The organism is Litorivivens lipolytica (genome assembly GCF_014191715.1).
Classification (GTDB): Bacteria; Pseudomonadota; Gammaproteobacteria; order Pseudomonadales; family Spongiibacteraceae; genus Litorivivens; species Litorivivens lipolytica.
In genome coordinates this window covers 586,112-611,926 of record NZ_JACHWY010000002.1, presented here as the reverse complement: position 1 = coordinate 611,926, position 25,815 = coordinate 586,112, and the positions used below count along the sequence as shown (strand labels likewise).

Genomic DNA, 25,815 nt, shown 5'->3' with positions numbered 1-25,815 from the left:
TTATAGCTTTTAAGTCAACAAGACGGCATACTGACATTTCAGAACAACAACAGAAGCATTTCAGAATCATGAAGGATTACACGGTAGCGCTGGCCCTCTTTGACTATGTACCCATTGCCTTTACCGCATTGGGCATGTACTGGCTGTGCCGCTCTGAACTGTTTGGAAATCAGACAGTTAGGAAACTGGCTATCGCGGGTGCCGCGCTGATTATCAGCGGTGGACTGCTGAAGGCCAGTTGGAAACTCATAGTTGCGAGCACAGGCGAACATATTGTCTGGATGAACAACAGTTTGTTCATCCTCATGGCGCCAGGTTTCACTTTATTAAGCTATGCCTTGTTTACCCGACAAAGTCTATTCGTTAGATTACGGATAGCCGTGCTGTTGACATCACTTGTCCCGCTGATTGCTTTCATCATTGCTATTGCCTATCCAGATCAGCGTTTGTGGTTTTTCTGGTTGCTCGCGATGGTTACCTTGGCCAACACCGCCACAATTTTTATGCTGGCGCGCACCGGATGGTTTGCTGGCGACGGTATTATCAGCCTTCTATATATACTGAGTTTTGTCGGCACGATTTCATTAAGCGGCCTTGCACGCATTCCAGAACAAACTGCGGCATTGCAGTGGATAGAAGAAAGTATTAACGCTGTCGCACAAGGCCTTTTCTTCCTCGGCAGCCTGCGCCTGAACAAACGTTTAGTGGAGAATCCAATCCGATGACTACCCCTGTTGCCAATCGACTGCTAGGCGTTCAGTTGTTGCCCGGCGTTCAGCGCTCTCATATGAGCACCTTTTATGTGGCGTGTATGGCGGGCATTTTGCTCTCCACTTTTATGCCGCAAATGCAGCCGTTTTTGCTGTCGGAGTTTTTGAACATCCCCCAGGAACAACAGGGCGTGGTCAGCGGCAATATCGCCTTCTGGGGTGAAATTGCGATTATCCTCGCCGTGGGGGTATGGGGTTCACTGTCGGACAAGATCGGTCGTCGACCGGTAATGGCCATGAGCTTTGCCATTATGGCGGTTGCCGTTGCGCTATATCCCTTCGCACGCAGCTACGGCGAACTGCTGGTTTACCGGGTGCTGTTTGGGGTGGGTGTCGCGGCCTTCAGTTGCATGATTTTTGCGATCATGGCGGACTACACCGAAGATTCCAGTCGCGGCAAAGCCACCGGCTTCCTCGGCATGGCCAACGGCATTGGCGCTTTGATTACCGTGTTTTTGCTACTGCGTCTGCCTTCGGTATTTCAGGCACAAGGCATGGACAGCCAGACCGCCGGCCTTGCCACCTACGCCATTGTGACAGCGCTGGCAGGTATTTTTGCCCTGTGGATGTGGCTGGGACTGAAGAAAACTCCGCAGAAAGTCAGCACGGAAAATGAAAGCTTTTGGGAAATCACCCGCAAGGGTTTTCTCGCCGCCAAAGATCCCGGTATCGCCCTCTCTTATGGCGCTGCCTTTGTTTCACGCGGCAACCTGGCCATTGTTGGCACCTTTTTCACCCTGTGGATTGCCAACTACGGCACCAGCGAAATGGGCTTGTCCCGCGCCGATGCGCTGGCACGCGCCGGCATGATTGTCGGCATTGCGCAAACCATGACGCTGCTTAGCGCCCCCTTCTTCGGCATTTTGTCGGACAAGATGAATCGCGTCAGTGCCGTCGCACTGGCTCTGTTTATTTCCTTTTTGGGCTACGGCGGCACGTACTTTGTAACCGATCCGTTCAGTGGCGCAATGATTGTATGTGCCATTCTTATCGGTATGGGCGAAGTGGCTTGTATTATCACCAGCGGCGTTTTGCTGTCGCAGCAGGCGCCGGTTGCCATTCGCGGCGCGGTAAACGGCTTCTTTAACCTGTGCGGCGCCATCGGCATTCTGGTGGCGGCGAAAGTAGGCGGCCAGTTATTTGATAGCTGGCGTGAATCCGGGCCCTTTGTGTTTTTCGGACTGATCGCCTTCGGCGTAATGATCTGGGCCCTGCTGGTTCGCAATAAGGTGGTAGCACCGGTGGATAACACCTAGAGCACTTCTGGTTAATTCGTCATTGCGGGGAGTGAAGCGACGAAGCAATCTCCAATTGCTTATGCCACAACAAAAAAAGATTGCTTCGCTACGCTCGCAATGACAGATTTCTACAAACGACTCAACACACCCTTATCCGCATCCAATCGAACGCGATCCCCGGTTTTGAACAAGCGTGTCGCTTGCCGCAAATTAACAATCGCGGGCAATCCGTACTCCCGAGCGATAACCGCGCCATGGGAAACCGCAGACCCCACATCGGTCGCCAAACCTGCGATCAAACTGAAATACGGCGTCCACCCAATATCGGTAATCGGTGCTATCAGAATTTCACCTGGCTGCAGCTCGGCCGCCTCCTGTATTGTCAGGGCTACGCGGGCCGCACCCTCTACGATACCCCGACTAACCGGGCGACCAATTAACTCCCCTTCAGCCGCATCTTTCGGCGGCTCCCAGACAAGGGGTTCTGGTTTACCAACGTAAACATCGTCAAATTCCATCTTTTCATGGAATGAAAGTGCGATACGCCGCTTTTCGGCTCGGCTCACCCCATCGGAACTAGGATTTTCGACAAATTCATTCAATTCTTCGTGGGTAAAAAAGAACACAAGATCCGCGTCGGGAAGATGCCCCTCACTCACCAATAAATTGGCAAGATGGCGATAGGCCCGCTTCAGGCGATGCGTTACCAAAACCAGCAACGACTTGGTGTGCTCGCGACGACGAATTGCGTTGTGAGCAACCGGCAACATGAATCTCAAGCCGCGCGATAGTGTGCTGATATCGACTTTTTCTACCTGACGAGGTTTGTAAGCGCCCTGCAAGCGAGACGCAAGCGAGGCCTGCATAGTGACGATCAGTTTTTCGGGTTCGTCTACCCACCCTGCCTCACGCACACAGAGCTCGCGAATTGAGCGATGACCATGAGCCGCCAGGAATTCTTCGAAACGGTAGCGGGCTGCGCCGGATTCTTCACTTGTGAGCCAGGCCAGCGCCTCGCTTGGATCAACCTTCTGAAAACTGGTTACCGCCTCAGGGTGTTCTGCAATCAGATCGACAACATCATCGAGACGATCAACCATCACCGCGCTTTCAACATCACTGGCACCAGCCAGTAAACGTGCGGCTTCGGCCTGCTGATCCGCATCTGGCGGCTGACTTCCTCCCGCTACAAAACTCTGCACAATCCCTTCCATCACACCGGAAAAAGCAGAAGATCGAAGATGCACTTCATTCGTCTCACAGATCCACGGGAAGTAGCGATTGATTTCCTTCATCATGCTGAGGCTATCGTTGGTATAGGATACGTAAGCGTGCTTGAAGCGACTCTCGAATTCGGTGAGCACTTTTTGAGACTGCATCACATACCGAGCGAATTGCCAGGTGCCGTACCAACGGCGCCAGAATGGTGCCAGGTCTTTTAACGGTTTCAACTCTGGCACTGGGCGCCCGCAGAGGCTTTGCCCCATACTCTCAACGGTATTTATCGACACATAGCGCGACGACTGCAGGCCTCCGGTCATGTTGATAAACATGTGACCGAAGAAAAGATTAATCTGGGTCCATTCCTGATTAATTGCCGGACGATTCGCATAGCAGACATGCATATGCTGCATGCCGTGTTCGATCGCCCTCCCCTGCACAGAAAAGGTCAACGGACAGACGGCACCCGGCATCATTTCGCCAACATTGCAGCGGGTAATCACGTGATCATCGGGAATCGGAGTATCCAGCTCGTTCAAGTCCGATCCAAGTGTGGTAATCGGTCGAGCCTGTAACCAGAACAGATCACCGCTGGCATCGATCGCCCATTCCATATCCAACAAGGGCGTCATACTGACAGCTGCATCGCGCGCACCCTTAGCCAAGGCCTGAATCTGCGCGTCGGAGAGAATGGGAGATTCACCGGTAAGTTCACGGCGTACCACGTGGTTGTTGCGATCCAACTCGTAGTGATCCGGGGTCACCTCACCACTAACGAGCGCTTCGCCGAGCCCGCGCACTGCGTCAATAACCAAGCGATCGTGCCGCCCCGTTACCGGGTCGGCAGTAAACAACACGCCGGCCGAGTGAGCATCCACCATGCGCTGTACCACCACGCACATTTCAACCTCCCCGAGATTCGCGTGCTCACTCTTGTAGGCTGTGGCCTGCGCGCTATCCAATGACTGAACGCACTGGGCGATAGCAGCCTTCAAGGCGTCCAGCCCCTCCACGTTGAGAATGGTTTCGTACTGCCCGGCGAATGAGCTGTCTTCCCCATCCTCGCCAATGGCAGATGAACGGACAGCAACCTTGCCCCCACCAATCGCCTGATACTGTGCCTCCAGATCGTCGGGGAAATGCTCGGCACTGGCGGCGACAACAACAAAAGCTGGTGGCACATTGAGACCGTGGCGGGTGAGTTCAGCCAGACCGGCGGCCTTGCCGCCTACCGCCTGATCGGTGATTTCCTTGAGCGTTAAAATTTCGGGCATGTTGTATTCGCGTCGTTTTTATAAAGTTGAGTGTCACGTTCGGCGGCCACATCAATCGGCACACTCAGTCTGACACTATGCCTGGCAAGCAATTACTACAGAAAATTCACTATACGACCGTATTGTTATTCTGTAAAGTCGGATCAACAACCACTTCTTCCCCAATGGAACAGGCGAAAAGGTCGAAGGGGGCTATTACCTGGCAATTTGGCAGCGGCACCGGCCATTCAGAATACGTTTGCGCCGGGTTTTTACCGATGAAAAACGGTGAAATGATCATGGCGGACGAGACCATGCCGCAGATTTTGTAAATAATTCGCTTAAACACTCAACAACAAGGAAAAAATATGCGATTGCAAGGAAAAGTAGCTATCGTAACCGGCGCCGCTTCCGGCATCGGTCTGGCCTGCGCCGAGCGCTTCGCGCAGGAAGGTGCCATTGTTGTCGGCACTGATCTCAACGAACCTAAAGACTGGAGCCTTGTCACCAGCGCCTCGCCGGAAAGCTGGTTCAGCACACTGGATGTGACCGACGGTGACGCGCAAAACGCAGTTGCCAAACAGACCGCGGAAAAACATGGCCGCATCGATATTCTTGTGACCGCTGCCGGTGTGGGCGATGGTGGCCCCGTCAGCATGATCGACAACGCTGCCTGGGATCGCGTCATTGATATCAATCTAAAAGGTACTTTCCTGTCGATAAAATCCGTACTCGACACCATGATGGCCCAACGCAGCGGCAGCATTATCACAGTATCGAGTGTGGAAGGTATCAACGGCACCGAGGGTGGCAGCGCCTACAATGCCTCCAAGGGTGGCGTGATTCTGCTAACGAAAAACGTGTCGATTGATTATGGCCGCATGGGCATTCGCAGCAATGCCATCTGCCCCGGCTTTATCGATACACCGATGCTCCACGGCATCATGGATTCCATGCCGGAATTCAAAGCGGATGTGATACGGGAAACCAAAGTAGGTCGACTGGGCAAACCGGAGGAAATTGCTGGCGCTGCACTGTTCCTCGCCTCGGACGATGCCTCATTTGTCACCGGCCAGAGTCTGGCTGTCGATGGCGGCTACACCGCCGGGCACCGCCACGGTATCGTCGAATTGATGGGGCTTGTATAGCTATATCGCCGGTGGCGCCATTGTTGGATTGCGACGCAAGCGCAGGTCTTCCAGTCGACTGTTTGCAGTCGCCGACCAGGGATTATCTTCTGGCGGCAAAATATAGAAAGTCTCGTCTTTTATCGCCTGCAAGACACGCTCTGCAGCAACGCGCGGTGACAGGGAATTTGCGGTCGCATCGGTGATCGCATCCATCGACATTTTGTGCATATCGGTGATGTTTTCTTCGCGCAAGGCCTCCGGGCGGTTGCGCGATGAAGCGGCAATTCCAGTATTGAATAATTCAGGGCACAGACAAGACACCTTGATCTGCGGCGCACTTATTGAAAGCTCGTGGTAAAGGCACTCGCTCAACGCTAACGCAGCATGCTTGGTCATGTGATAAATCCCGGCGAAGGGTAAGGTGCACATGGAAGCCATGGAAGACGTATTAACGATATAACACGCGTCGCCTTGCGAGATCATTTGCGGTACGAACTGGCGAACTCCGTGAATGATGCCCCACTGATTTACCCGGATCAGCCATTCGTAGTCGTCTTCTGTCTGCTCCCACAAATTACCGCCCGTGTAGACTCCGGCGTTATTACAAAGGATTTGCACACTACCGAATTGCTCCACCGCCGCATCACGCAGGGACGCGACGGATTCACCGGATCCAACATCGGTGACGACGCCTATCGCCTCGACACCCAGTGCAGAAATTTCCGTTACGGCAGCATCCAGACGCTGCTGTTCAATGTCCGCCAACACGATATTCATACCTTGTTCGGCAAAGATCCTCGCCAACGCCAAACCGATACCGCTTGCCGCCCCGGTAATCACCGCTGTTTTTCCCGCTAATTCCTGCACGCCGAGAGTTCCTCCGTAGGATAAATGTGCTCGCAAAAAAGGTAACGCGTGTGTAAAATTATTGTAGGATATGACGTTCGGGAGCAAGCCATTCTCTGTTACGACTTGTTAACCAGAGCCCGGAAAAAGCGGCAAGACTAATCGGAGCACAGCCTCATGTTTGACTGCAAAGTTGTAGATTTAACGTTTTTGGAGACAGCTCGAAATCGCTTCCAAGCTGAAGTAGAAATCGATGCCACCCCCGAACAGATTTTTGAGTCGTTTGAAAACGCCGACGACTGGACGCGATGGGCACCGCCGATTCAAAAGGTAGAGTGGACATCCCCCAAGCCCTTTGGCCTTGGCACCACACGGACGGTATCCATGTCGGGCGGCATGGTCGGCGATGAGGTGTTTATCGCATGGGATTATCCGAAGCGGATGGCCTTCTGCTTCACGGCATGCTCAAAATCCATGACCGAAAGCTTTGCCGAAGACTATATTGTGACGCCGCTGGACAACGGTAAAACTCGAGTGCAGTGGACGATGGCAATGGAGGCAAAAGGCATTGGCAACGTGACCATGCCACTGTTCTCGCCACTGATGGGCCTTGGTCTCAAATGGATGCTAAAGCGCTTTAAGAAACTTGTAGAAACACGAGTTCAAGCAACACAAAGCCAACCTTCCTCCTGAGAGAAAGGTTGGGCAACTACAGGGTGACGGGGCTTTAGAACTCCTCCAGGAGACGCCCTTTACCCGTAATCTTGTCATTGATGCCACAGGCGCGCAGCGCGTGCCAGATGGTAGCGACGTTGATCGGCAGCATGGGTTTCTCCAGCCAGTGCTCCAGCGTCGGGAACAAATCAACTGTCGACAGGTTGGTACCGCACTGCACAATGGCTTCAACATCATCGCCGTCAGCTTTTTTAACCGCTTCAATCACATCTTTTATCGGGGTTTCGGCAATCGCCGTTGCAGAGGCGCAGTTCAGGCCGACCACGTGTTTTACTTCGTAGCCGATTTCATCAAAAAACTGTCGAACGTTATCATCACCCACTGGCGGGTAGGGTGTAATCACCGAAATTTTCTTCACCCCAAAATTATCCAGGGCCATGCGCGTTGCACCGGCGCCGGTCGTCATACCCAGATCACCGATTTGATCCTGAATATTTTTTTCGAACTCGATATTGCCCGCCATACCACCCCAAAAGGTTTCGGCGGACATACCCAACATCAGGTGACTGATTTTCGCGGTCATCACGTTTTCAATGGCTGGCGTCATATCCTCGCGCATCAAATCGAGAAAACGCTCAAACACGGTGTTTGCATCGTCGCCGGTCGCCTCACCTTCTTCCGCCCAATTGCGCAGTCGAATCAGAAAACGCGAGGGATGCCAGGTAACTCCATCGAGACCAAATTTTTGCAGATCGTATTCCACGCCGGTATTGGTGGAGGGAATGAGAACACCGATTTGGGCACGGCGGGCGATTTGATAGTTTTGCATTATGGAATCTCGTAACAGTTAAGCGGTTTCGGCGAACAGGTCGCGCTTGTTAAAGCCGGCGGTCATAAAGCGGCGAAAGGCTTTGCCGGTGGTCAGCCACTCTACGCGGGCACCATCCTTTTGCGCTTTCAGCACACCGTTAACCAGCCAAGGGGTAACGGTTTCCACTTTGTCGCCGAGAATATTGAAAATCTTTTTGGCCTTTTCCCATTCGGGCGAGCTGGTATCGTAATCGCCGATCAGCAGGTCGGTGACCACAATACCGGGGCTCAGTACATTCACCTGCACATTGCTACCCGCCATATCTTTGCGGAGCGCTTTCGCCAGATAGTTCACACCGCGCTTGGTCGCACCGTAGGCAGCCATACCCGGTTGTGCAGCGCCGTTGCTGCCAAAGCCTTCCATGACCCAGAACTGACCACCGCCTTGCGCTTTCATGCCCCCGAGCACGACATTGGCAGCAAACAACACACCGTTGAGGTTGATAGAAGTAATGCGCGCCAGATCCTCGGCGCTTTGGTCAGTTATGGGCTTACGCGGCAGACTGATTCCGGCGTTGTTGATCCATATATCGACAGTACCGCACTGCGCCTTTGCAAATCTCCACAGGTTTTCCAGCTGACTATGCTCACTGATATCACAGGCCTGCCCTACAACCTTATCCGCACCGAACTGGGCCGCCAGCTCAGAAACCGCCTGATCAACAGCCGGCTGCAGGGTGGCACTGATCACGACGTTGCAACCCTGCTTCAGGAAATTTTCGGCTAAGCCGCGCCCTATGCCTCGTGTGCTGCCGGTAATGACAACGCTTTTACTCATGGTTCTCTCCATTTCAATAGGGGGCGCCTATGGCTTTGAGATGTGGATCATTGGCAGGATCACTCGACACATAGCCGCCGCCGTGAACCAGACCGAACACGAAAGGGTGCCGGGTTGCCGCCGGCGTTACTTCCCGGCTCCAGGGCGCCGGCATTCGCATCGCAAAACTGCAGAGCGTCAGCGCCAGCATCTGCGAGACAACAAACCCCCAGTAGGCATCGAAGTACGCAAAATACAGCAGTGATAGCGTCACATTGGGTACGTGGGTAAAAGGTACTTTGACCTTGGTTGTCCAGGGGGTGTCATGCTCGGGGGAAATGTAAATGTCCCATACGAGGTCCTGCCACAGTATCTGCCAGACGGAAATCAGTATGTAAGCCAGCAGAAAAACCGCCCATATCGGCCAACCCTGAGCCAGCGAAAGCGACAGATGCCAGAATCCTAAAAAGCAAAGCGCGTAACCAAGGCCCCAACTCAAACCAAACACCAGCTGCGGCAGCACATCGAGCTTGCGGTTAAAACGCAGGGTCCAGCCGGCCCATAGCTTGCCGTAGGCGAAACCGATAAAAACCAGTAAACCTGCTGTGCACAGCCACCACAGACTGTCGGCTACAGCGGGAATCATGGGGCTGCTCAACAGTGGCGTTAGCGCCCCTGTCGTCCAGGCAAAAAGACCGCACACTACAAAATAGGTATAGGCCCGCAACCAGGCCGCCAAGGGCGAAAAGTGCTGAAATGACATGGGCGCCAAACTCAGGAAACGGCTTCCTGCTCACCCACAGCCAGACTCGCCACCGGCTGCACCAGCGGAATTTCTTCCAGCACCCATTTCAGATCGGAACGCTCGCGTCGCAACGGAGAAGGAATCGCAAACACCTTGCGGCCTTCATACTGTTTCACCGTATAGGAATCAATTTGGTAGCCCTTTTCAATCAGCTTGCGGCGCGATTGACGGAAGGAACTCATAAACTTGTCGTCAGCCACCGAGAGCTCATTGGCGAGATTTTCTGGCAGGTAATTCGGGGATGCGCGCTCGATAACTTCGGCGTCCTCTTTAAAGACCTTGCGCAGTCGCTTACGCGAACCGCCGTCGAACAGACCAATCTTGAAGAAGGTACGCAACTGGGTCGCAAAGGTCTTGGTGGTGTGCTCGTCAACTGGCGTATTGCAGTCAAACATCAGAATGCTCATCCAGCTGTTCAGGTTGATCTGAATACGCACTACGTAACCGGAGAGGTGATAGCCGGGAATGGTTTCGGTGGGTTGTTTCTCCTTGCGGATAAACCGGCGAATCCCCAAATCACCTTTCAACTGCGGCGGATACTGGATATTCCAAGACATACCGTTCAGGTCGTCTTTTTCCACTTTCAGGATTTTGTTCTCACCGGCCGTGTCAGGCGTACCAAACACCGGGTGTACAAAGGAGGCATGCGCCAGATCGATACCGTTCTCGATTACACGGGCTGCTTCTGCCTTCCATACCCACTCGTCGGTAATAGCGCGCCACTTGGGATCGTCGTATTCGGGAAAAGGCGGAATCGGCGGACGCTCTTCTTCTGGCAAGTCACCCAGAAACACCCAGATCATGCCGTAGCGCTCTTCAGTGGGGTAGGCGTCAACCCGGGCGCGATCCGGAATGCGGAAATCGCGACCTTCAGAGGGAATAAACTGCACTTTACCCTCACCGTCAAACTGCCAGCCGTGGTAGGGGCAGGCTACATTGCCATCAATGCACTTACCGCCAGACAGGGAACCACCGCGGTGAATGCACACGTCGCTCAGGCAATTGGCTTTGCCTTCGGCATCGCGAAACAGAACAAAGTTCTGCCCCAGCATCTTTACCTTTACCGGCTTATCTTTGAGGGTTTCCGACCACTCAGCCACGTACCAGAGATTGATTAACACTGCCTTTCCTCCACGATTTTCGGGGTTCAGGAGCGTGCAGAAGCGCTACTGAACCGAGCTTATTTATACTAATAGCATATCTTTATATCTTTTTAAACGAAAAATCCGCCGATCCGGATCACCCGCCGATGAAATATTTTTCACTTCAGCCAAAAAAACCGGCTTTGGTCTTCATACTATAGTGGCAAGAGAGAAAAAGCGGATTGCACCCAGCCAGCACAATATGTATTATTCATATAACATTATATTCAATTGAATCATTACAGGCTTTCAGCTCATGGCACATATCACCAAATCCATTGATGAACTGGTCGCTGAACAGGGCGGCGTAGATCGCCAGGATACCTTCGACCAGCTCTGGGCTATCACCACCGAACTGTTCGAGAAGGTTAAAGCCCGCTTCGAATTGACTCAGGACCCCTGCTCCGTGGGCGACTACAGCGGCAAAGATGGCGCTCAGGGTTTTCTTTCTGCCTGGGCCGGCCCGGAAATCGATTGGCTGATCTACAGCTGGACCGGCAACCCCAAGGCCAGTTTTACCAATATGCACCTGACCATCAATCTGGGCCCCCAGTACGATGTGCCCCACTTCGGTTTTGCGCTGGGCACCACCCCGGATCTGTTCTTTTATCAGGACTATATGCCGCGCAAGGATCTGTGGACCAACCCGGAATACGCCGACAAGTACTACAACGGCGAAGCCAACGACACCTATATTGAATGGGAGCGCAACGAGCGTTTTCAGCACTTTATCAGCCGCCACATGTATACCCGCGTAGCCCAGTCGCCCTGCTCACTGGCTTACGGCGGCGCTGTCTGTGCCGAAGGTATTGACGACCTGCGCAAGGTCGCCCACGCCCAACTGGATCGCTGGATTGCCTGGGTCGATGCCGCAGAACTGCAGCCCAAGGAAACCCGAGCGGCACAAGCCGAGCGCGATCTGCTGATCCGCCAGACTATTACCGAGGGTGACCCGGCCAATATCGTGGTGGAAAACCTGTTCGGCAAAGAGCTGTGTGACCACCTGGTCGCCGCCCTGTGGGGCCGGGATCGCACCCTGCCACGGCCTGAATAATGACCGACGTTCGCGCCTTCTTCACCGCTGCCACGGTGCCCGGCGAACCGGAACCGTGGAACAGTCTGCAGCTTAAGGTGTATTACCCCAGCGCTTACAGCGACAGTGCTGACGAGCGTAATATGGGTTTTATTCCTGCCGCCAAACCGGAGCAGCCCTACCCGGTGGTGCTGTTTATGCCCGGCTCCAACTGCCACCCGGAAGTTTACAGCTGGTTGGCAAAAGGGCTGTGCGAGCTTGGCTTGGTGTGCATTACCTTTAGCTGGATAAAAGAGGATATGCCAGGCTTTGTCTCCCTCAGCCCCGGCTTTGATCTGCGCTATCTCACGCCGGATAGTTTTGGCAAGGCGCCCTCCTGCTCGTCACTGCCCACTTTGCTCGACGCGATAGAAAAGCTTAATAGCGAAGGCTTACTGGCGGGACTGCTCGACACCAACAAAGTGATTTTCGGCGGCCACTCCGCGGGCGGCAATGCGGTCTTGCTAAACAGCAACCGTGAATGGTTTCCGCAATTAATCGGCGGATTTTCCTACGCCGCCCACACGGGCGCCTCGACTCAGATTGGCTTTCCCGAAGACACCCTGCTGCCCGTTGATGGCAGTGTACCCATGCTGATTATGGGTGGTGAACAGGACGGTGTAATCGCCGCCAGTGCCAATCGTTATGGCGATGCAGAAGATAGCACCCCCACCGAACGGATCGGTCGAACCTTTGACGAGGCCTTAGACAGCCTGCGCGGCGACTGCCACCTCGCACTGGTTCGTGGCGCCAATCATTTCTGTTTCGCACACCCCTACGACGGCACCACCGGTCGCCCCTTTCTCGACTGGCCCGCCGCAGGAGACGAAAGCGAACTCAGAGAATTGATGCTCAGCATCATCACCGACTTTATTGCGGCCTGCATTGGCACAGGCGATCACGCCAACCTCGCCGAACTGGCCAATCACCCACAGATTTCGCGCTACGCGTGCAAATAACCGGAACAGGAAACCACCATGAGCGACAAGCAACCTAGCGAATTTCAAAAAAATATCACCGGCGACTGGCACGGCTACCCCTCCATTTTCACACCCGATGGCACCCACGTGGGCTACAACAAGGTAACACGCGCCAGTGAATTCAAGGATGGTCGCACTACCTACTGGATGGACGTAGCGCTGGACGCCGCCGGCGAGCTGGCCAACCGTTTTGAAACGGGCCGCTTTGAATTTGGTGTAATCGACTCCGACAAAGACCGTATCTATACCGGCCCTGATTTTATCGGTTCCGGCCGCCCCTTCGGTCCCTTTGTAGATTCCAACTACTTCTCGCCGGGCTGGAACGTGAACCTGCGCACCATCAACCACGTACTGGATGATCGCGGCGTACAGGTTTACTCCTCACAAATGTTTGAAGGCGACACGCTGGTAGCGGCTTTTAACGGCTTGTACATCCGCACCTTTGACCACGAGACCAACCCCGAAACCCAAAAGCTCGTCGCAGATTTTCTGGAAAACGAGAAAAAAGCAGGTAAGAAAACCTTCTACCTGCCACAGAAACACTCTGGTACCTGGACCGGTGAAATGGATGTGTACAACACGGATCAGGAAAAGGTGGGCGTCAATAAGGTCACTATCGACTATATGCCGATCAACCTGAATCGCGCCACCATGCACGTGAAAATCGAAGGCGTGGTCAACCGCGAATTCAGCTTCGAGCGCACGCGCACTGGCAACCACCACCAGTTTCACGGCCCGGATGTCTTCGGCAACGCCATCGGCTACGGCCGCTACCATTACGCCCTGCACCACTTTATGGGCGAAGCCTTCAAATTCACCACCCGCGACGTCATGCTGGATGATCAATACAGTCTATGCTCCATGTGGCAATTCCACGAAAGCCACCATGAAAAATATATGACGTTTGGGGTATTGGAGTGGGAAGAGAAGGATTACGTTTTGAAGCCCAATTATATTGAAGGCTAAGGCTTAAAATTCTTCCTGTGTTTGCCCCCGCTCTGCGGGGGCTTTTTTGTTTACTTGCTCTGAGCGACCCGATCGCGAAAACTGTTTTCACAAGCCGCTTTAGCCGCAGCAATCTTGTCGCGGAAACACTGGCCTTCAGAACACCACTTCCGCACACCCTCCGCGGAGCTGATTACCGGCTCGGTTCGATTACTGCAGTGAACCGCATACACTGACAGGCGATCTCCATTAGGCGCAAGGTCGTACCCTTTGAGCTGCAAAGCTTCCGGGCGAACGCCCGCCTGCACTACGGTGGCGGCAAGGGCCACAAACAGAATGGCAATGGTTTTGAAAATGCTCAGGTTCACAATGATCTCCTCGGTTGCATTGTCAGCAGGCGCTGTTGCCGGTGTATACGCAGCCGATTCTTGAGTGGTTCACAGGGGGCGCGAATATTATAGATAGCCTTTTGACTATTCAGTCTATAAATAAAATATCTTTTTAATTATTACCTTGCTCACCTATAGTCTTCCCATCGAGTCGCACCACTACAAGAACCAGAGGACAACCATGCGCCCACACGTTGAATTGATTGATGAGAAAGATCTGATCTGGCACATCGCCGAAATTGCCCCTTGTGCCGAAGGCGAAGCCCGCCAGCGCAACCTGAGCTACGACGAAGAAGATGGCTCAGTCTCTGCCAAAATCGAGTTCACCACCGACTGGTCGCGCCCGGCCGGCGTCCACAACGCCCAGACCGAGTGGTACGTACTGGAAGGTGAAGTCACCATCGGCGACACCGTGTTGAAGCCAGGCGGCTACTGGTGCACGCCGGCCGGCGTGGTAGCGCCAGCCCTCAAAGTAAAGAAAGGCACCGAAATTCTTTACTTCCGCGAGTACGGCGACTGGCAGTTTGAAGTCACCGACAAGGACAAGGACTTTGTCCGGGAAGACCAGAAGCTGGTGATTGCCAACACCGCCGACATGGACTGGATCGACGTGGTCGACGGCAGCCCCATGCGCTTTGATCTGGGCGGCACGCCGGTACCCGGCCTCTATATCAAGATGCTGTTCCGCGACGAAAAAACCGGCTTTTACACTCGCCTGATTAAGGCCAAGCCGAACTGGCGCGAGCACCCGCTGGCCCACCATCCCTGTTATGAAGAGGCCTACTGTCTGGAAGGCAGCTTCCACTACAACTACGGTGAAATGTGGCCCGGCACCTACTTCTTCCGTCCGGCACTGGTTCGCCACGGTGACTTTACCGCCGGCGAAGAAGGCACCGTATGGCTGCTGCGCTGCGACGGCGATCTGGTGGATTGGTACACCGACAACGCCCGCGTGGAGATGAAAGGCGACCCGGTTAACTGGGGCCCTGATTCAGAGCACCCCGATGCTGCCGAGCCAGCACTGCTGCAACCAGTGCGGTCTCGCTCTATCGGTGCTATGGAAGATCCGGGGTATCAGTAACCCTCCTAATAGAACCTGTCGTCATTGCGTACCCACAGCGCTTCGCGGGGCATGCTAAGCAATCTTTTAAAGGTGGCGCCAACATCAGGAGATTGCTTCGTCGCGTGGCTCCTCGCAATGACGCAGCTATATTTACGATGCAATAGGCGGCTGTTTGGGGAGTTTCGGACGATGATATTTTTCCCAATGACTCAAGCCATCCTTGAGAATCTCAAGGCCGTCACCCAGCAAAAACTCCCTGAAGGTGCGGGCTACCACCGAGGTAACCCGCTCTTTTGCATTCACCAGATACCAAAACTGCTGCAGGGGAAAACCCTCTACCGGCAGAATCGACAGATCCTCCCGATCCCCCTGATCCAGTATATGGCCCGACACCACGGCCAGACCCAGGCCGGCCATCACCGCGTGTTTCAGGGCTTCATTGGAGGCAATAGTCATCTGCTCTCTGACCTCAAAGCCCTGCTCCGCCAGAAACTGGCTGACGGTATGACGGGTGCCGCTGCCCGTTTCGCGCACCACAAAACGCTCGTTAGCGATATCCATCCACTGCAGTTTTCGCTTTTTCGACAGCGGGTGATCGCGCGAGGCAATAACAAGCAAAGGATTGGCAATCAGCGGCACCGCCTCCAGCGCAGCATCTTGGGGAGGGTCGCTGACAAAGGTGAAGTCATCCAGATTATGCTCAAGTCGCTCCAGCAATTGCTCGCGATTACCCACCTGAAGATCTACTTCAATACCCGGGAAACGCTTGCAGAATGGCCCGAGCAAATGGGGAATAAAGGCATTGGCACTGCTGGCCACTGCCAGACTCAAGCGCCCCGCCTGCATGCCCTGCAATTCATTCAGACGCATTTCCAAGCGTTCAATGGAACCGAATATTTCCCGCGCCGCCTGAACCACCTGTTCTCCGGCCTCGGTCAAGCGTACACGTCGCCCCACCAATTCGTAGAGCGGCATATCAATACCGTCTGCGAGTTTGCGCAGATGCGTCGAGGCACTGGGCTGGGTCAAATGGAGTTGCTCGGCTGCGCTGACAATACCCCCGGACTCTGCCACTCTGAGCAGTATCTCCAAACGACGCAGGGTACCGATGCGAGCGGCAAGGCGGGGCACGGGAGTCAGACTTTTCATAACAGCAAATAGCTATATTAAGGGTTTATTAATAGCACTATGGCTATATTTGAATAGTGCGTCAATCAACGACAAGAGAAGCAAAACCATGAAGAAAATATCGACCACCCTGCTCGCACTGCTGATCAGCACACCCGTGCTGGCGCTGGATATTAATGTGAACGTTAGCCAGATTTCCTCAGACAAGGGTGGTCTGGTTGTTCAGGTTTACGACAGCGAAGACACCTGGCTATCGGATGACACCGTGCTTAGCAAGCGCTATGAACTGCAGCCGGGGGATTCCGCAAAAACTGTCATCATTCCCATTGAACTGGAGGCCGGCAATTACGCTTTGTCGGTGTACCACGACGAAAACGACAATAAAAAACTGGATGCCAATTTTATCGGCATTCCCAAAGAGCCCGTGGGTTTATCCAACGATCACCGACCCAAGTTTGGGCCGCCGAAATACCGCAAGGCCGAAATTGAGGTCAGCGAGGGCACCGTTATCGAGATCAAGATGGATTAAACCAACTCCACTTCCCAGAACTGATTCTCAGACTGCTGCCAGCTGTAGCGCTGCAGCAGTCCCTCATCATTCAATTCATAGCGCGCGCCATCGTCGTACTCGCCACCGCGATAGTGATAGGTATTGCTCCCCAACGCCTCAACCGAGCGCTCACTAAACAAAGGGCGAAACAGAGTCTCGCGCCGCTCCGGCGATTTGATCGAGGGCACCAGCACCTGGCCCGAGCCACCATTGGCCAGCAAACTCAATAAGATTTCCCCGCTGAAAATCCGCATCAGCGGAAAAAACTGCGTCGGCCGATCAAGCTCCAACTGCTCTGGCGTCTCACCATCGAGATTCCAGCGCATGGATTCGCCGTTAACCCTATAGTTCGCCGTGCAATAGCCGCTTGCATTAGCCCAGAACAGCGAAGCATAGGTGCGATTGGCTTGTATCCAGCACTTCACCCCCAGCACAAAACTCTTGCCATCGCTGCGGCTGGTGCGAATCACCTGGCCGCCATCAGGCAATTGGTAGCGCATCCAGGGCTCGTGGATATCAGTCAATTCGCCGTTCAGGCAATAACGGTATCGACCCTCACTGTGCAGAGTCTCCCCTGCATCCACCGGAAAGATGTCGAACAGGGTTTTCATCTAGCCGTACACCTCGACCAGCTCAATCAGCAAGCTGCTGGTATCGGCGGGATTGAGGTAAGCGATTCGGGTACGGCCGGTATCCACCACACCATCCGGCGTTACATGGCCTGGGCGGATGCCCTGCTTTGCCAGCACCGCCATCGCCGCATCGATATCATTTACCACATAGGCCACATGGTTAATGCCCCCGGCGCCACTGGTCACCGCGTTGAGGGTGGCTTTCATGTCGTCGCTGATGGGTTCAATCAGCTCGAACTCCACGCCGCCCACATTCAGCAAACCAAAGCGGGCCGGGGCTTCCTGACCAAAGGGAGGCAGTACGGTGATGTCTTCGTCGGTCAGGCCGTAAATTCGGCGAAAGTCGGCAATGCTGGCCTGCAGATCCTCCACGATATGACCCACATGGCGCAGGCCGACAATAAAGTCTTTCAAGGCTGCCGCCGGGTTCTCACTCGCCATGCTTGACTCCCTCTGGTTTATATGTACTATTGATATAACATTATATCTGAAAAACAACCAAGGCCCAACGCCAAATCTGGTCTGGGCACTCGCGACAAAGGATGCACATGAAAGTCATGATTCTCGGCATGGGCCATGCCGGCAAAGCCATTGCCCAACGCCTGCGCGCCAGCGGTCACCAGATTGTGGGCACTACCACCACCCCCGGCAAGGTAGAAGAGCTGCAAAGCCTAGCCGATGAAGTTGCCGTTCTTAAAGGCAGCGAAACCGATAAAGTGATTGCCGCCGCCCAAGGCTGCGACGCCATCATCGCTACCGTCGCGCCCAACGTAAAAAATACCCGCACCAAGGAAGAGCGCGAAAGCCAGTATCACGAGGTACTGGAGAAATCCCTCGCCAGCGCCGCCAAGGCCTGTGACCGTGTAATTTTCCTGTCGTCCTTTTCGGTCTACGGCGATGGCGGTTTGGGGACAGACCCCATTACCGAAGAGACGCCCACCAGCAATCACGAAGAACCTTCCTCCAAGTACTATCAGGCTGCCGAGCGCAACGCCCTAAGCGTGAAGGGTGGTTGCGTGTTGCGCCTGCCCGATATTCACGGTGCTCCCGGCGATATGACCTTTACCCAACGGGTAAAACTGGCTCACGACTACTTTGGTGGCAAAGCGCTGTTTGGTGCAGACGCCCCGCTCTACACCATCCATTTTGAAGATGTGGTTAACGCGGCGGTTCACGCCCTGGAAAACGACCTGACCGGCATTTACAACGTGTGCGACAACGACAACCTGCCGCCCACCAACCAGCAGATTTTTGATGCGATCTGCGACAAGGAAGGCTGGTCGCGACTGGAATTCCTGAATCAGATTAAAGCGCCCAACCGCAAGATTTCCGCCGACAAACTCTACGCCACCGGCTATCGGGTTCAGCACGAAGATCCCAATGCCGCCCTGCTGGAGGCTTGAAGCATGGCTAACGTTGTCATTACCGGCAGCACCAAAGGTATCGGTCGCGGACTGGCCGCAGAGTTTGCCCGCCTCGGTCATAACGTGATGATCGCCGGGCGCAGCCAGCAGGCGATTGATGAGGCCGTCGCTGAAATCGGCTCACAGCCCGGCACTGTATCTGGTCGCCCCTGTGAAGTTTCAGAAAAAGATCAGGTACAAGCTCTTTGGGACGCTGCGGTTACCGAGTTTGGCAGTGTGGATATCTGGATCAACAACGCCGGTCTGGCACGCACCGTATGGCCCATTCTAGAAACGCCCGACGAAGAAATTCAGGCGATGGTGACCACCAATATGTTCGGCACTATCTTCGGCTCCAAAGTGGCCATCAGTGGCATGAAAAAACAGGGCCACGGCAAACTCTTCAATATGCTTGGCGGCGGCAGCGACGGAGAGTTCTTTCCCGGCATCGGTATTTACGGCACCACCAAGCGCGGCCTGAATTACTTTACTGACGCCCTGATCAAAGAGAACAAGGACTCTCCGCTGGTGATCGGCAAAATCCGTCCCGGCATGGTGATCACCGAAGCTGTGGTGCGTGAGGCCAAAGCCGATCTCAACAACTTCAACAAGAATCGCAAGACCATGAACAACCTGTGCGACACGGTAGAAACCGTATCGCCCTATCTGGTTGACCAGATTCTGAAAACCGAAAAATCCGGCACCAAAATTCGCTGGCTGACCGGCGCCAAGATTGCCAAGCGCATGATGCTGAGTCGATTCGTTAGCCAGCCTGACAAATTCGAAGCCTTTGGCCTGTAACTTTTCTACCGAATAAAACGAGGATCACCCATTGAACGCCAACGCTGCAAAAACCGCTGACACCAAAACCATCGACCAATTTCTGGCTGAAAACCCCAATGTAGACGTAAGCAAGGCCTGGGAGCGAAGCTGGAATATCCTGACCGACATCAAGGACAAAATCGCTGCGCGCTTTCCCAATATCGAACTTGACCCCACTTGCGAAGGTCGTGAGTACTACACCTCTCCTAACGGTGAGTTCGAAGGGTCGTATCGATCCTGGACCGGCGAGGGTATGGATTGGCTGGTCAGCTCCTGGCTGGGCAATCGCAAGGCCAGCATTCTGGATATGAACGCCACTGCCTTTCTGGGACAGGAAACCGACGTACCCCACTTTATTATGGTTTTCGGCACCATTCCCAAACTGTTTTTCTACTTTGATCTGGTACCCCGAAAAGATCTGCGCACCAACCCCGAGTACCTGGAAAAGTACTACGGTGGCGAAGCCAACGAAGATTTTCTGGCCCTGCGCGGTCACCCGGATTTTCAATGGTCAGTAAGCCACGGCACTTATATGCGTGCCCTGTTGTCGCCGTCTGCACTGAGCCTGAGCGCCGAGCTGGAAGACAAGAACATCGATGTGCTCGAAGAGTACGCCTACAAATTCCTGAACCGCTGGTTGGGCTGGCTGGATAATGCTACGCCGACGCCGGAAACCGAGCGTGTAGCGCAGCAAAAATACGATCACACAGTGCGCCGTTTGGGATACGAGCTTGATCCGATGAACAAACTGGCCGCGCAGGTTTTTGGTGAAGATCAGGTTGAAAAGATGATCCAAATGCGTCTGGGCGATGAGCAAATAGCCAAAACGCGTAAGTATTAAAAAACTGTCCTCACCCTAACCCTCTCCCGTGGGGAGAGGGGACCCGAAAGCTGGAACGGAATGCGGCCAACTCCCTCTCCCCATGGGGGAGGGCTGGGGTGAGGGGTAAAGGAACCTACAGACATGCTCCCAACCCGCTTTCTAGGCATTACCCTCACCGACGGCATAAAACGCCGCCACTTAGTGGCCTATTTGCTGGCTGCCCTGATTTCATCAGGCTACGCCGGTGCCCTCGCCGTGCTGCAACCGGGCCTGCTGGCGGTGATGAATATACCCATCGCCGATCAAGGCTCCTTGACCGGTCTGCTGGCCGCCCTGCAGGAAGTGGTATTAATCGCCATGATGCCCTTGTTCGGTGTCATGGCAGATCGCTCTGGTCGTAAGAGTGTGTATGCCATCGGGCTGGGGCTGACCGCCCTCGGTTTCTTTCTCTACCCCTATGCCAACAGTGTTAGCGAACTGATTGCCTACCGCCTGATCGTCGCCTTCGGCGGTGCCGCCATGATCGGCATGATGGTTACCGTCATTGCGGACTACGCAAGCGAAGCAGATCGCGGCAAAGCCAACGGTTTGCAGGGTTTTATCGCCACCATTGGTGCGTTTATTCCCCCTATTCTCGGTTTTATGCCCGGTGTTTTTGCCAAACAGGGCATGACCGAACTTGCCGCTCAGCAAATGACCTTTGCCATTGGCGGTGCGATGGGAGTTGTCGGAACCGTCGTCGTGCTGATAGGCCTGGCACCTCACGTAAAACGGCCCAGCACCGAGCATGAACCCGTTATGCAAATGCTGAAAAACGGACTGGCCGCCGCAAAGGATCACGGCGTGGCGCTGTCTTATGGCGCTGCTTTTATTTCCCGGGGCGATCTCGCGGTTACCGGTGCGTTTATGGGCTTGTGGCTAGTCCAGTTTGGCACCCAGAATCTGGGCATGGCGCCGAGTCAGGCCATGCAGGAACTGGCAGTTCCGCGCGTACTGACTACCGTTAGCGGCGCCATGGTCGGCGCCATTCTGATGGGTTTTATCAGTGACCGCATCCGTCGCGGCACGGCGGTGATGTTAGCCTCTGGCTTGGCAGCTGCCGTTTATCTTTCCGTTTCCTTTATCGACGACCCTACCGCACCCTGGGTATTTGCCCTGTTGGGTGTAATGGGCGTCGCCGAGATAAGCGCCTTTGTCAGTTCGCAAGCGCTGGTTGGTCAGCAAGCCCCCGCCGCGCGGCGCGGCGCCGTGATTGGCTTTTTCGGCACCGCCGGTGCCATCGGTATTATGGTTGGCACCGCCGGTGGCGGCTGGATGTTTGGGGCAATCTCACCTGCAGCCCCCTTTGTGCTGTTTGGCTTTTTAAATGCCGTCGTTTTTATCTGGGCCATTCTGGTCAACAACAAAATAAGAAAACCGGATCCTGTGGAGGACACCACATCATGCGCTACCGCCTGATTTTTTCAGCACTGACTCTGCCACTCATTGCCGCCTGTAATGACAGCAACTCATCGTCATCACCGCCACCCGTTGCCGCGGGATCCGCAAGAATGCCCGGATACGGCTATGTGGAATATCCGGTGAAAACCAAACAGACCTCGTCGGCCTTTTTGGCGGTGGGTGACCTGGACGGTAACAGCGACAATGGTCTCGATATTTTTCTCTCAACGCTGGTAGAGCAGACGCCACCCGGGCCGCCCAACTCCGCTTCTCGTGGCGCGCTGCGAAAATTCAATACCAGTGGTTGCGACACGCCCGGCAACAACTGCCTTGAAGGCCCCTGGGAAGAAGACATACTGATCGGCGTCGATGATCCCCAAGGTTATCCCTTTATCAATACACCCCAGCTATTTGACATCAATGGTGACGGCCAGCTGGACGTAATTGTGCAAACCGGCTTTCTCAGCACCCTCGGCGGCGCCCACTTCTGGCTGGACGGCAACGAGATCAATGCAGGCTCACGCCCTACCCACAACTATTTTTCGCTGTCGCACACCACGCCGATTACCAACGGCCTGTTTTTCTGGCATGAGTCAGATCAGACCGATCTCGACGGCGATGGTCTGCAGGATATTGTGACCACTTCCGGAAAAACCCAAAATCCACTTAATCCGATGGGATCACCCAATGGCAGCGAAGAGCTGAAAGTGGAATGGTATCGGCAAACCTCACCCGGCAGCTTTGACTACCACCAGATAATCGCCAAGGACAAAGACGGCAATGAGGTCAGCAGCATCGGGGGGGTGTTCGTCAAACTGCACGATATTGATAACGACGGCGACAAGGATATCGTTCTGACGCAGTTCTTTAACCATAGCTATGAAACAGTGCCTCCACCAAGCCTCAATCCGTCCATCGTCTGGCTGGAAAACGTTACCGCGCCGGCGGAATCCAACGGCTACGCGGGTGAATGGAAATACCATATCATCGACAGCACCATTGGCCTTGGCTATCACATGGAGTTTGTCGATATCGACCACGACGGCAAAGACGAATTGGTCGTCGACAACCACAACAACGACGGCGACCCGCGCTGGCAGGATGAAGACGGCAACGTCATCGTGCCGCCCGGTATCTACTGGTTTGAAATACCCGACAACCCCACCGAGGTCAGCCAGTGGGAGAAACACGTTATTTCTGAGAATATGGGCGTCACACTGTACTACGGAAATCCGGCCAGCCAAGGGGTGCCCGGCATCTTTAACGTCGGTGATATCAACAACGATGGCTTGCTCGATGTCGCGGTACCCGGCGACGGCAACAGCAAGCTCTACGCCTTTATTCAGCAACGTAACGGGAGTTTTCGCGAAGATATTGTGGACGAAGCTAAGATGTTCGGCATGGCCATCGTCGCCGATATCGACGGCGACGGCCTGAATGAGATTGTCGCGGCCCAACACAACTCACTGGATATGGATCCGGCAGAAACAGACAGCCCCGACGACTTGCAATTGCCGCCGGGAAAACTGTCTATTTATCGCTATGAGAAAATAGACCGCGAATAATTTAGCTGAAGTCCGCTTCGGTGGACTTCATCATTTCCTCCAGAAACCACTGAGGGAACTGACCGACAAACTTGTTCATGTCCCAAAAGTCACTCCAGCGATAAACCAGCCCATCCTTGATTTCGTGCATGGTGCAAAACCGGTGTTGCGCGGTCTCACCACTTGTGAAGGTCCACTTCTCTGTGTGATCGAGAAAGACCATATCGCCGTCGCCAGCCAAATGGTGAGTGGTCTGCTCTTGCTTTGATAGATGGTTAAACGCGATCTGCAGACGTTTCACACAATTGTCCGGGCCTTTTGCACCCACGTCATCGGTCGGCACATCCTCATAGAAAATCTCCGGATGCATGCAGCTTTTCATGGTATCCCAATCCATCTCAGCCAGCGCTTGCCACATTTTCTTTACCAGCGCTTTATTTTCTTCAGTCGACATCGCTCAATTCCTTTTTACATCTGCGGCACGGCGGCCAGATCAATCGGTAATTCAAAACGTTCGTAGCGATCGGCGCGATCACGCAGGGTCGCCACGCTTTCTTCACTGTTCAGCATGATAATGACGCGCTGCTCCTTCACACCCTGCAGCGTAAAGCGAGCCAACTCATCAAGGTCCTGAAAATTCAATTCCATTCCCGCTGCGTTCGCTGCTTCCTTGAATTCTTCAACGGAAGGTACGTGTACCGGCTCGCGCTCTACCGCCAGATCTTTTGGTCGATTGCGCTCAGTCGTCCAAATACCTGTGGCGAGTACACCGCCAGAGGGATAGAAAATCGACGCGCGCAAGTTGGTGTTTTCAGTGACTAACTGCGCCGCCAGACATTCGGTGATACAGGAAACCGCCGCCTTGCTGGATGCGTAGACCGATTGGTAAGGCAGTGGGGAGATGCCCCCGTCACCGGAGGAGGTATTAATCACATGGCCTTCCTTACCGGAAGCAATCATGCGCGGCACAAAGGACTGAATACCGTGCACCACCCCCATTACGTTCACGCCGTGAACCCATTTCCAGTCATTGGGTTTGGTTTCCCAGATATTCAGTGAAGGCGCAGCAACACCGGCGTTGTTGAACAGCAAGTTACATTCGCCGTACTGCTTGAATACCTGCTCGGCCAGTGCCTCGACAGAATCCGGATTGGACACATCTGTCACCACCCCGCTGACTTCACCGCGACCGTTCAGCTCGGATAGCACAACGTCCAACGCTTTCTGCTCAACATCGCCAATTACGACCTTGGCACCTTCATCCAGCAGAGCGCCTACCAGCGCCTTGCCGATGCCACTGGCACCACCGGTAACAACCGCGACTTTCCCGTTAAAATCTTGCATAGACCACCTCTATTATTTTGATAAGGTTTTGGGGGCAAACGACGAGACAAATCAAAAACAACGTCATTGCGAGGAGCGCAGCGACGCGGCAATCTCGTGATGATGCTGCCACTGTCAGGAGATTGCTTCGCTGTGCTCGCAATGACAGGCGCTTTGATTAAGATTCGAATACTGCGCCTGCCCATCAAAAGATCTTAGAAGCAACGCCTGCCAATAGAGATTACAAGTGGGACAGATTGTTAGAACTCACCAGGGATAGGGCGCCCGATCGCGAAAAAGGCCACCGTTATGCCGCTCTTCCAGCGTCGCCAACCACACAATGGTGTCGGCGCCTTCATCAGTCGTGCGCGGTGCATCGGGACCACCAAGCTCGGTTTTCACCCAACCGGGGCAGGCTGCATTCACCCATATCTCGGGAAAGTCCTTCTCCAGCTCTTTCGCCAGCAGCACCGTCATGGCATTGAGCGCGGCTTTTGAGCTGCGGTAGGCTACCGTCGAGCCCATCTGCATTTCGCCCATGGACGCCAGTTCGGTGGAGACATTCACCACCCTGCCCACACCGCGTTGCTTTATAAGCGGCACCAGTAACTGGCTGCAGTGCAAAGCGCCAATCACATTGGTCTCCAGTGTTTCCCGCAAACAGTCAGCCGACAGTTCAAAAAAGGACTGCCACTGATCAAGGGCCACACCGGCATTGTTGATCAGAATGTCGAGGCCGCCAAAGCGTTGCTCGACGGCTTTCGCCAGTGCCGCGACCGAGCCCCGGTCATCTACCGCAAGCGCAACCGCCTCGATCGGCAGCCCCTGTGATTGCAGTGCCTTCAAATCGTCTGCCGCATCCGGCCGTCGGCATCCCGCCAGGACGCGGATACCTTGTTCAGCCAATTGACGGCTCACCGCCAGCCCGATACCGCGATTGGCGCCGGTAACGACCGCGATCTTCTCACTTGTAGAATTCATACATTCTCCGGGT

At 54.4% G+C, this 25,815-nt stretch carries 27 protein-coding genes; 14 read left to right on the top strand and 13 right to left on the bottom strand.

From position 1 onward, the window contains the following. Positions 1-68: 68 nt before the first annotated feature. Together FHR99_RS11155 and FHR99_RS11150 are read left to right on the top strand one after the other, a co-directional pair. On the top strand, positions 69-725 hold the full coding sequence (locus tag FHR99_RS11155) for a hypothetical protein (protein WP_183410729.1): 657 nt from the start codon (positions 69-71) through the stop codon (positions 723-725). After that, positions 722-2,026 (top strand): MFS transporter, encoded by a 1,305-nt coding sequence (locus FHR99_RS11150; RefSeq protein WP_246386754.1) that lies wholly within the window; start codon positions 722-724, stop codon positions 2,024-2,026. The genes FHR99_RS11155 and FHR99_RS11150 overlap by 4 nt, the downstream gene beginning before the upstream one ends. Positions 2,027-2,136: 110 nt before the next feature. On the opposite strand, the gene FHR99_RS11145 is transcribed toward FHR99_RS11150, so the two are convergent. Next, positions 2,137-4,503: a PEP/pyruvate-binding domain-containing protein gene (locus FHR99_RS11145; RefSeq protein WP_183410728.1), complete on the bottom strand. Its 2,367-nt coding sequence runs from the start codon at positions 4,501-4,503 to the stop codon at positions 2,137-2,139. Positions 4,504-4,850: 347 nt separating this feature from the next. Here FHR99_RS11145 and FHR99_RS11140 point away from each other — a divergent pair, with 347 nt between their 5' ends. Further along, a complete protein-coding gene (locus FHR99_RS11140; RefSeq protein WP_183410727.1) occupies positions 4,851-5,630 on the top strand; it encodes an SDR family NAD(P)-dependent oxidoreductase in 780 nt (259 codons plus the stop codon). Here FHR99_RS11140 and FHR99_RS11135 read toward each other — a convergent pair whose 3' ends face one another. Further along, a complete protein-coding gene (locus FHR99_RS11135) occupies positions 5,631-6,479 on the bottom strand; it encodes an SDR family NAD(P)-dependent oxidoreductase (protein WP_183410726.1) in 849 nt (282 codons plus the stop codon). Positions 6,480-6,635: 156 nt separating this feature from the next. Here FHR99_RS11135 and FHR99_RS11130 point away from each other — a divergent pair, with 156 nt between their 5' ends. After that, a complete protein-coding gene (locus FHR99_RS11130) occupies positions 6,636-7,151 on the top strand; it encodes an SRPBCC family protein (protein WP_183410725.1) in 516 nt (171 codons plus the stop codon). A gap of 34 nt (positions 7,152-7,185) precedes the next feature. Here FHR99_RS11130 and FHR99_RS11125 read toward each other — a convergent pair whose 3' ends face one another. Genes FHR99_RS11125 through FHR99_RS11110 form a run of 4 tightly spaced genes read right to left on the bottom strand, consistent with a single transcriptional unit; the run spans position 7,186 to position 10,686 of the window. Next, the gene (locus tag FHR99_RS11125) at positions 7,186-7,962 is read right to left on the bottom strand and encodes a maleate cis-trans isomerase family protein (RefSeq protein ID WP_183410724.1); all 777 of its coding nucleotides are present in this window, start codon (positions 7,960-7,962) and stop codon (positions 7,186-7,188) included. A gap of 18 nt (positions 7,963-7,980) precedes the next feature. Further along, positions 7,981-8,781: an SDR family NAD(P)-dependent oxidoreductase gene (locus FHR99_RS11120; protein ID WP_183410723.1), complete on the bottom strand. Its 801-nt coding sequence runs from the start codon at positions 8,779-8,781 to the stop codon at positions 7,981-7,983. Positions 8,782-8,794: 13 nt separating this feature from the next. After that, the gene (locus FHR99_RS11115) at positions 8,795-9,523 is read right to left on the bottom strand and encodes a hypothetical protein (protein ID WP_183410722.1); all 729 of its coding nucleotides are present in this window, start codon (positions 9,521-9,523) and stop codon (positions 8,795-8,797) included. An 11-nt stretch (positions 9,524-9,534) separates the two neighbouring features. Next, the gene (locus FHR99_RS11110; RefSeq protein WP_183410721.1) at positions 9,535-10,686 is read right to left on the bottom strand and encodes a Rieske 2Fe-2S domain-containing protein; all 1,152 of its coding nucleotides are present in this window, start codon (positions 10,684-10,686) and stop codon (positions 9,535-9,537) included. Positions 10,687-10,963: 277 nt separating this feature from the next. Here FHR99_RS11110 and FHR99_RS11105 point away from each other — a divergent pair, with 277 nt between their 5' ends. Genes FHR99_RS11105 through FHR99_RS11095 form a run of 3 tightly spaced genes read left to right on the top strand, consistent with a single transcriptional unit; the run spans position 10,964 to position 13,725 of the window. Next, positions 10,964-11,761 (top strand): red chlorophyll catabolite reductase, encoded by a 798-nt coding sequence (locus FHR99_RS11105; RefSeq protein ID WP_183410720.1) that lies wholly within the window; start codon positions 10,964-10,966, stop codon positions 11,759-11,761. Beyond that, positions 11,761-12,738: an alpha/beta hydrolase family protein gene (locus tag FHR99_RS11100; protein ID WP_183410719.1), complete on the top strand. Its 978-nt coding sequence runs from the start codon at positions 11,761-11,763 to the stop codon at positions 12,736-12,738. Before FHR99_RS11105 ends, FHR99_RS11100 begins: the two co-directional genes overlap by 1 nt. Positions 12,739-12,756: 18 nt before the next feature. Next, positions 12,757-13,725, top strand: a complete 969-nt coding sequence (locus tag FHR99_RS11095; RefSeq protein WP_183410718.1) for a hypothetical protein — start codon at positions 12,757-12,759, stop codon at positions 13,723-13,725. Positions 13,726-13,775: 50 nt separating this feature from the next. On the opposite strand, the gene FHR99_RS11090 is transcribed toward FHR99_RS11095, so the two are convergent. Then, positions 13,776-14,072, bottom strand: a complete 297-nt coding sequence (locus FHR99_RS11090; protein ID WP_183410717.1) for a hypothetical protein — start codon at positions 14,070-14,072, stop codon at positions 13,776-13,778. A gap of 202 nt (positions 14,073-14,274) precedes the next feature. Here FHR99_RS11090 and FHR99_RS11085 point away from each other — a divergent pair, with 202 nt between their 5' ends. Further along, entirely contained in the window at positions 14,275-15,174 is a 900-nt protein-coding gene (locus tag FHR99_RS11085) for a DUF4437 domain-containing protein (protein ID WP_183410716.1), read from the top strand. Between the two features lie 132 nt (positions 15,175-15,306). On the opposite strand, the gene FHR99_RS11080 is transcribed toward FHR99_RS11085, so the two are convergent. After that, positions 15,307-16,305 (bottom strand): LysR family transcriptional regulator, encoded by a 999-nt coding sequence (locus tag FHR99_RS11080; protein ID WP_183410715.1) that lies wholly within the window; start codon positions 16,303-16,305, stop codon positions 15,307-15,309. An 88-nt stretch (positions 16,306-16,393) separates the two neighbouring features. Between FHR99_RS11080 and FHR99_RS11075 the strand changes: the two genes are divergently transcribed. Beyond that, positions 16,394-16,813 (top strand): DUF2141 domain-containing protein, encoded by a 420-nt coding sequence (locus tag FHR99_RS11075; protein WP_183410714.1) that lies wholly within the window; start codon positions 16,394-16,396, stop codon positions 16,811-16,813. On the opposite strand, the gene FHR99_RS11070 is transcribed toward FHR99_RS11075, so the two are convergent. Both FHR99_RS11070 and FHR99_RS11065 read right to left on the bottom strand, forming a co-directional pair. Next, positions 16,810-17,445 (bottom strand): hypothetical protein, encoded by a 636-nt coding sequence (locus tag FHR99_RS11070; RefSeq protein WP_183410713.1) that lies wholly within the window; start codon positions 17,443-17,445, stop codon positions 16,810-16,812. The two genes, FHR99_RS11075 and FHR99_RS11070, sit on opposite strands and share 4 nt — an antisense overlap. Beyond that, on the bottom strand, positions 17,446-17,907 hold the full coding sequence (locus FHR99_RS11065) for a VOC family protein (RefSeq protein WP_183410712.1): 462 nt from the start codon (positions 17,905-17,907) through the stop codon (positions 17,446-17,448). A gap of 107 nt (positions 17,908-18,014) precedes the next feature. Here FHR99_RS11065 and FHR99_RS11060 point away from each other — a divergent pair, with 107 nt between their 5' ends. From FHR99_RS11060 to FHR99_RS11040, 5 genes are all read left to right on the top strand, one after another. Continuing rightward, on the top strand, positions 18,015-18,869 hold the full coding sequence (locus FHR99_RS11060; RefSeq protein WP_183410711.1) for an NAD-dependent epimerase/dehydratase family protein: 855 nt from the start codon (positions 18,015-18,017) through the stop codon (positions 18,867-18,869). Between the two features lie 3 nt (positions 18,870-18,872). After that, positions 18,873-19,670: an SDR family oxidoreductase gene (locus FHR99_RS11055; protein ID WP_183410710.1), complete on the top strand. Its 798-nt coding sequence runs from the start codon at positions 18,873-18,875 to the stop codon at positions 19,668-19,670. Positions 19,671-19,701: 31 nt separating this feature from the next. Continuing rightward, the gene (locus tag FHR99_RS11050) at positions 19,702-20,532 is read left to right on the top strand and encodes a hypothetical protein (protein ID WP_183410709.1); all 831 of its coding nucleotides are present in this window, start codon (positions 19,702-19,704) and stop codon (positions 20,530-20,532) included. Between the two features lie 123 nt (positions 20,533-20,655). Continuing rightward, entirely contained in the window at positions 20,656-21,972 is a 1,317-nt protein-coding gene (locus tag FHR99_RS11045) for an MFS transporter (RefSeq protein WP_183410708.1), read from the top strand. Further along, positions 21,957-23,519: an FG-GAP repeat domain-containing protein gene (locus tag FHR99_RS11040; protein WP_183410707.1), complete on the top strand. Its 1,563-nt coding sequence runs from the start codon at positions 21,957-21,959 to the stop codon at positions 23,517-23,519. Before FHR99_RS11045 ends, FHR99_RS11040 begins: the two co-directional genes overlap by 16 nt. A gap of 1 nt (position 23,520) precedes the next feature. Here FHR99_RS11040 and FHR99_RS11035 read toward each other — a convergent pair whose 3' ends face one another. The 3 genes from FHR99_RS11035 to FHR99_RS11025 all read right to left on the bottom strand — a co-directional run bounded on the left by FHR99_RS11035 (position 23,521) and on the right by FHR99_RS11025 (position 25,802). Then, complete coding sequence (locus FHR99_RS11035) at positions 23,521-23,952, bottom strand: nuclear transport factor 2 family protein (RefSeq protein WP_183410706.1); 432 nt, start codon at positions 23,950-23,952, stop codon at positions 23,521-23,523. A gap of 14 nt (positions 23,953-23,966) precedes the next feature. Further along, positions 23,967-24,842, bottom strand: coding sequence for an SDR family NAD(P)-dependent oxidoreductase (locus FHR99_RS11030; protein ID WP_183410705.1), 876 nt, complete (start codon positions 24,840-24,842; stop codon positions 23,967-23,969). Positions 24,843-25,088: 246 nt separating this feature from the next. Beyond that, a complete protein-coding gene (locus FHR99_RS11025) occupies positions 25,089-25,802 on the bottom strand; it encodes an SDR family oxidoreductase (RefSeq protein ID WP_183410704.1) in 714 nt (237 codons plus the stop codon). Positions 25,803-25,815 lie beyond the last annotated feature (13 nt).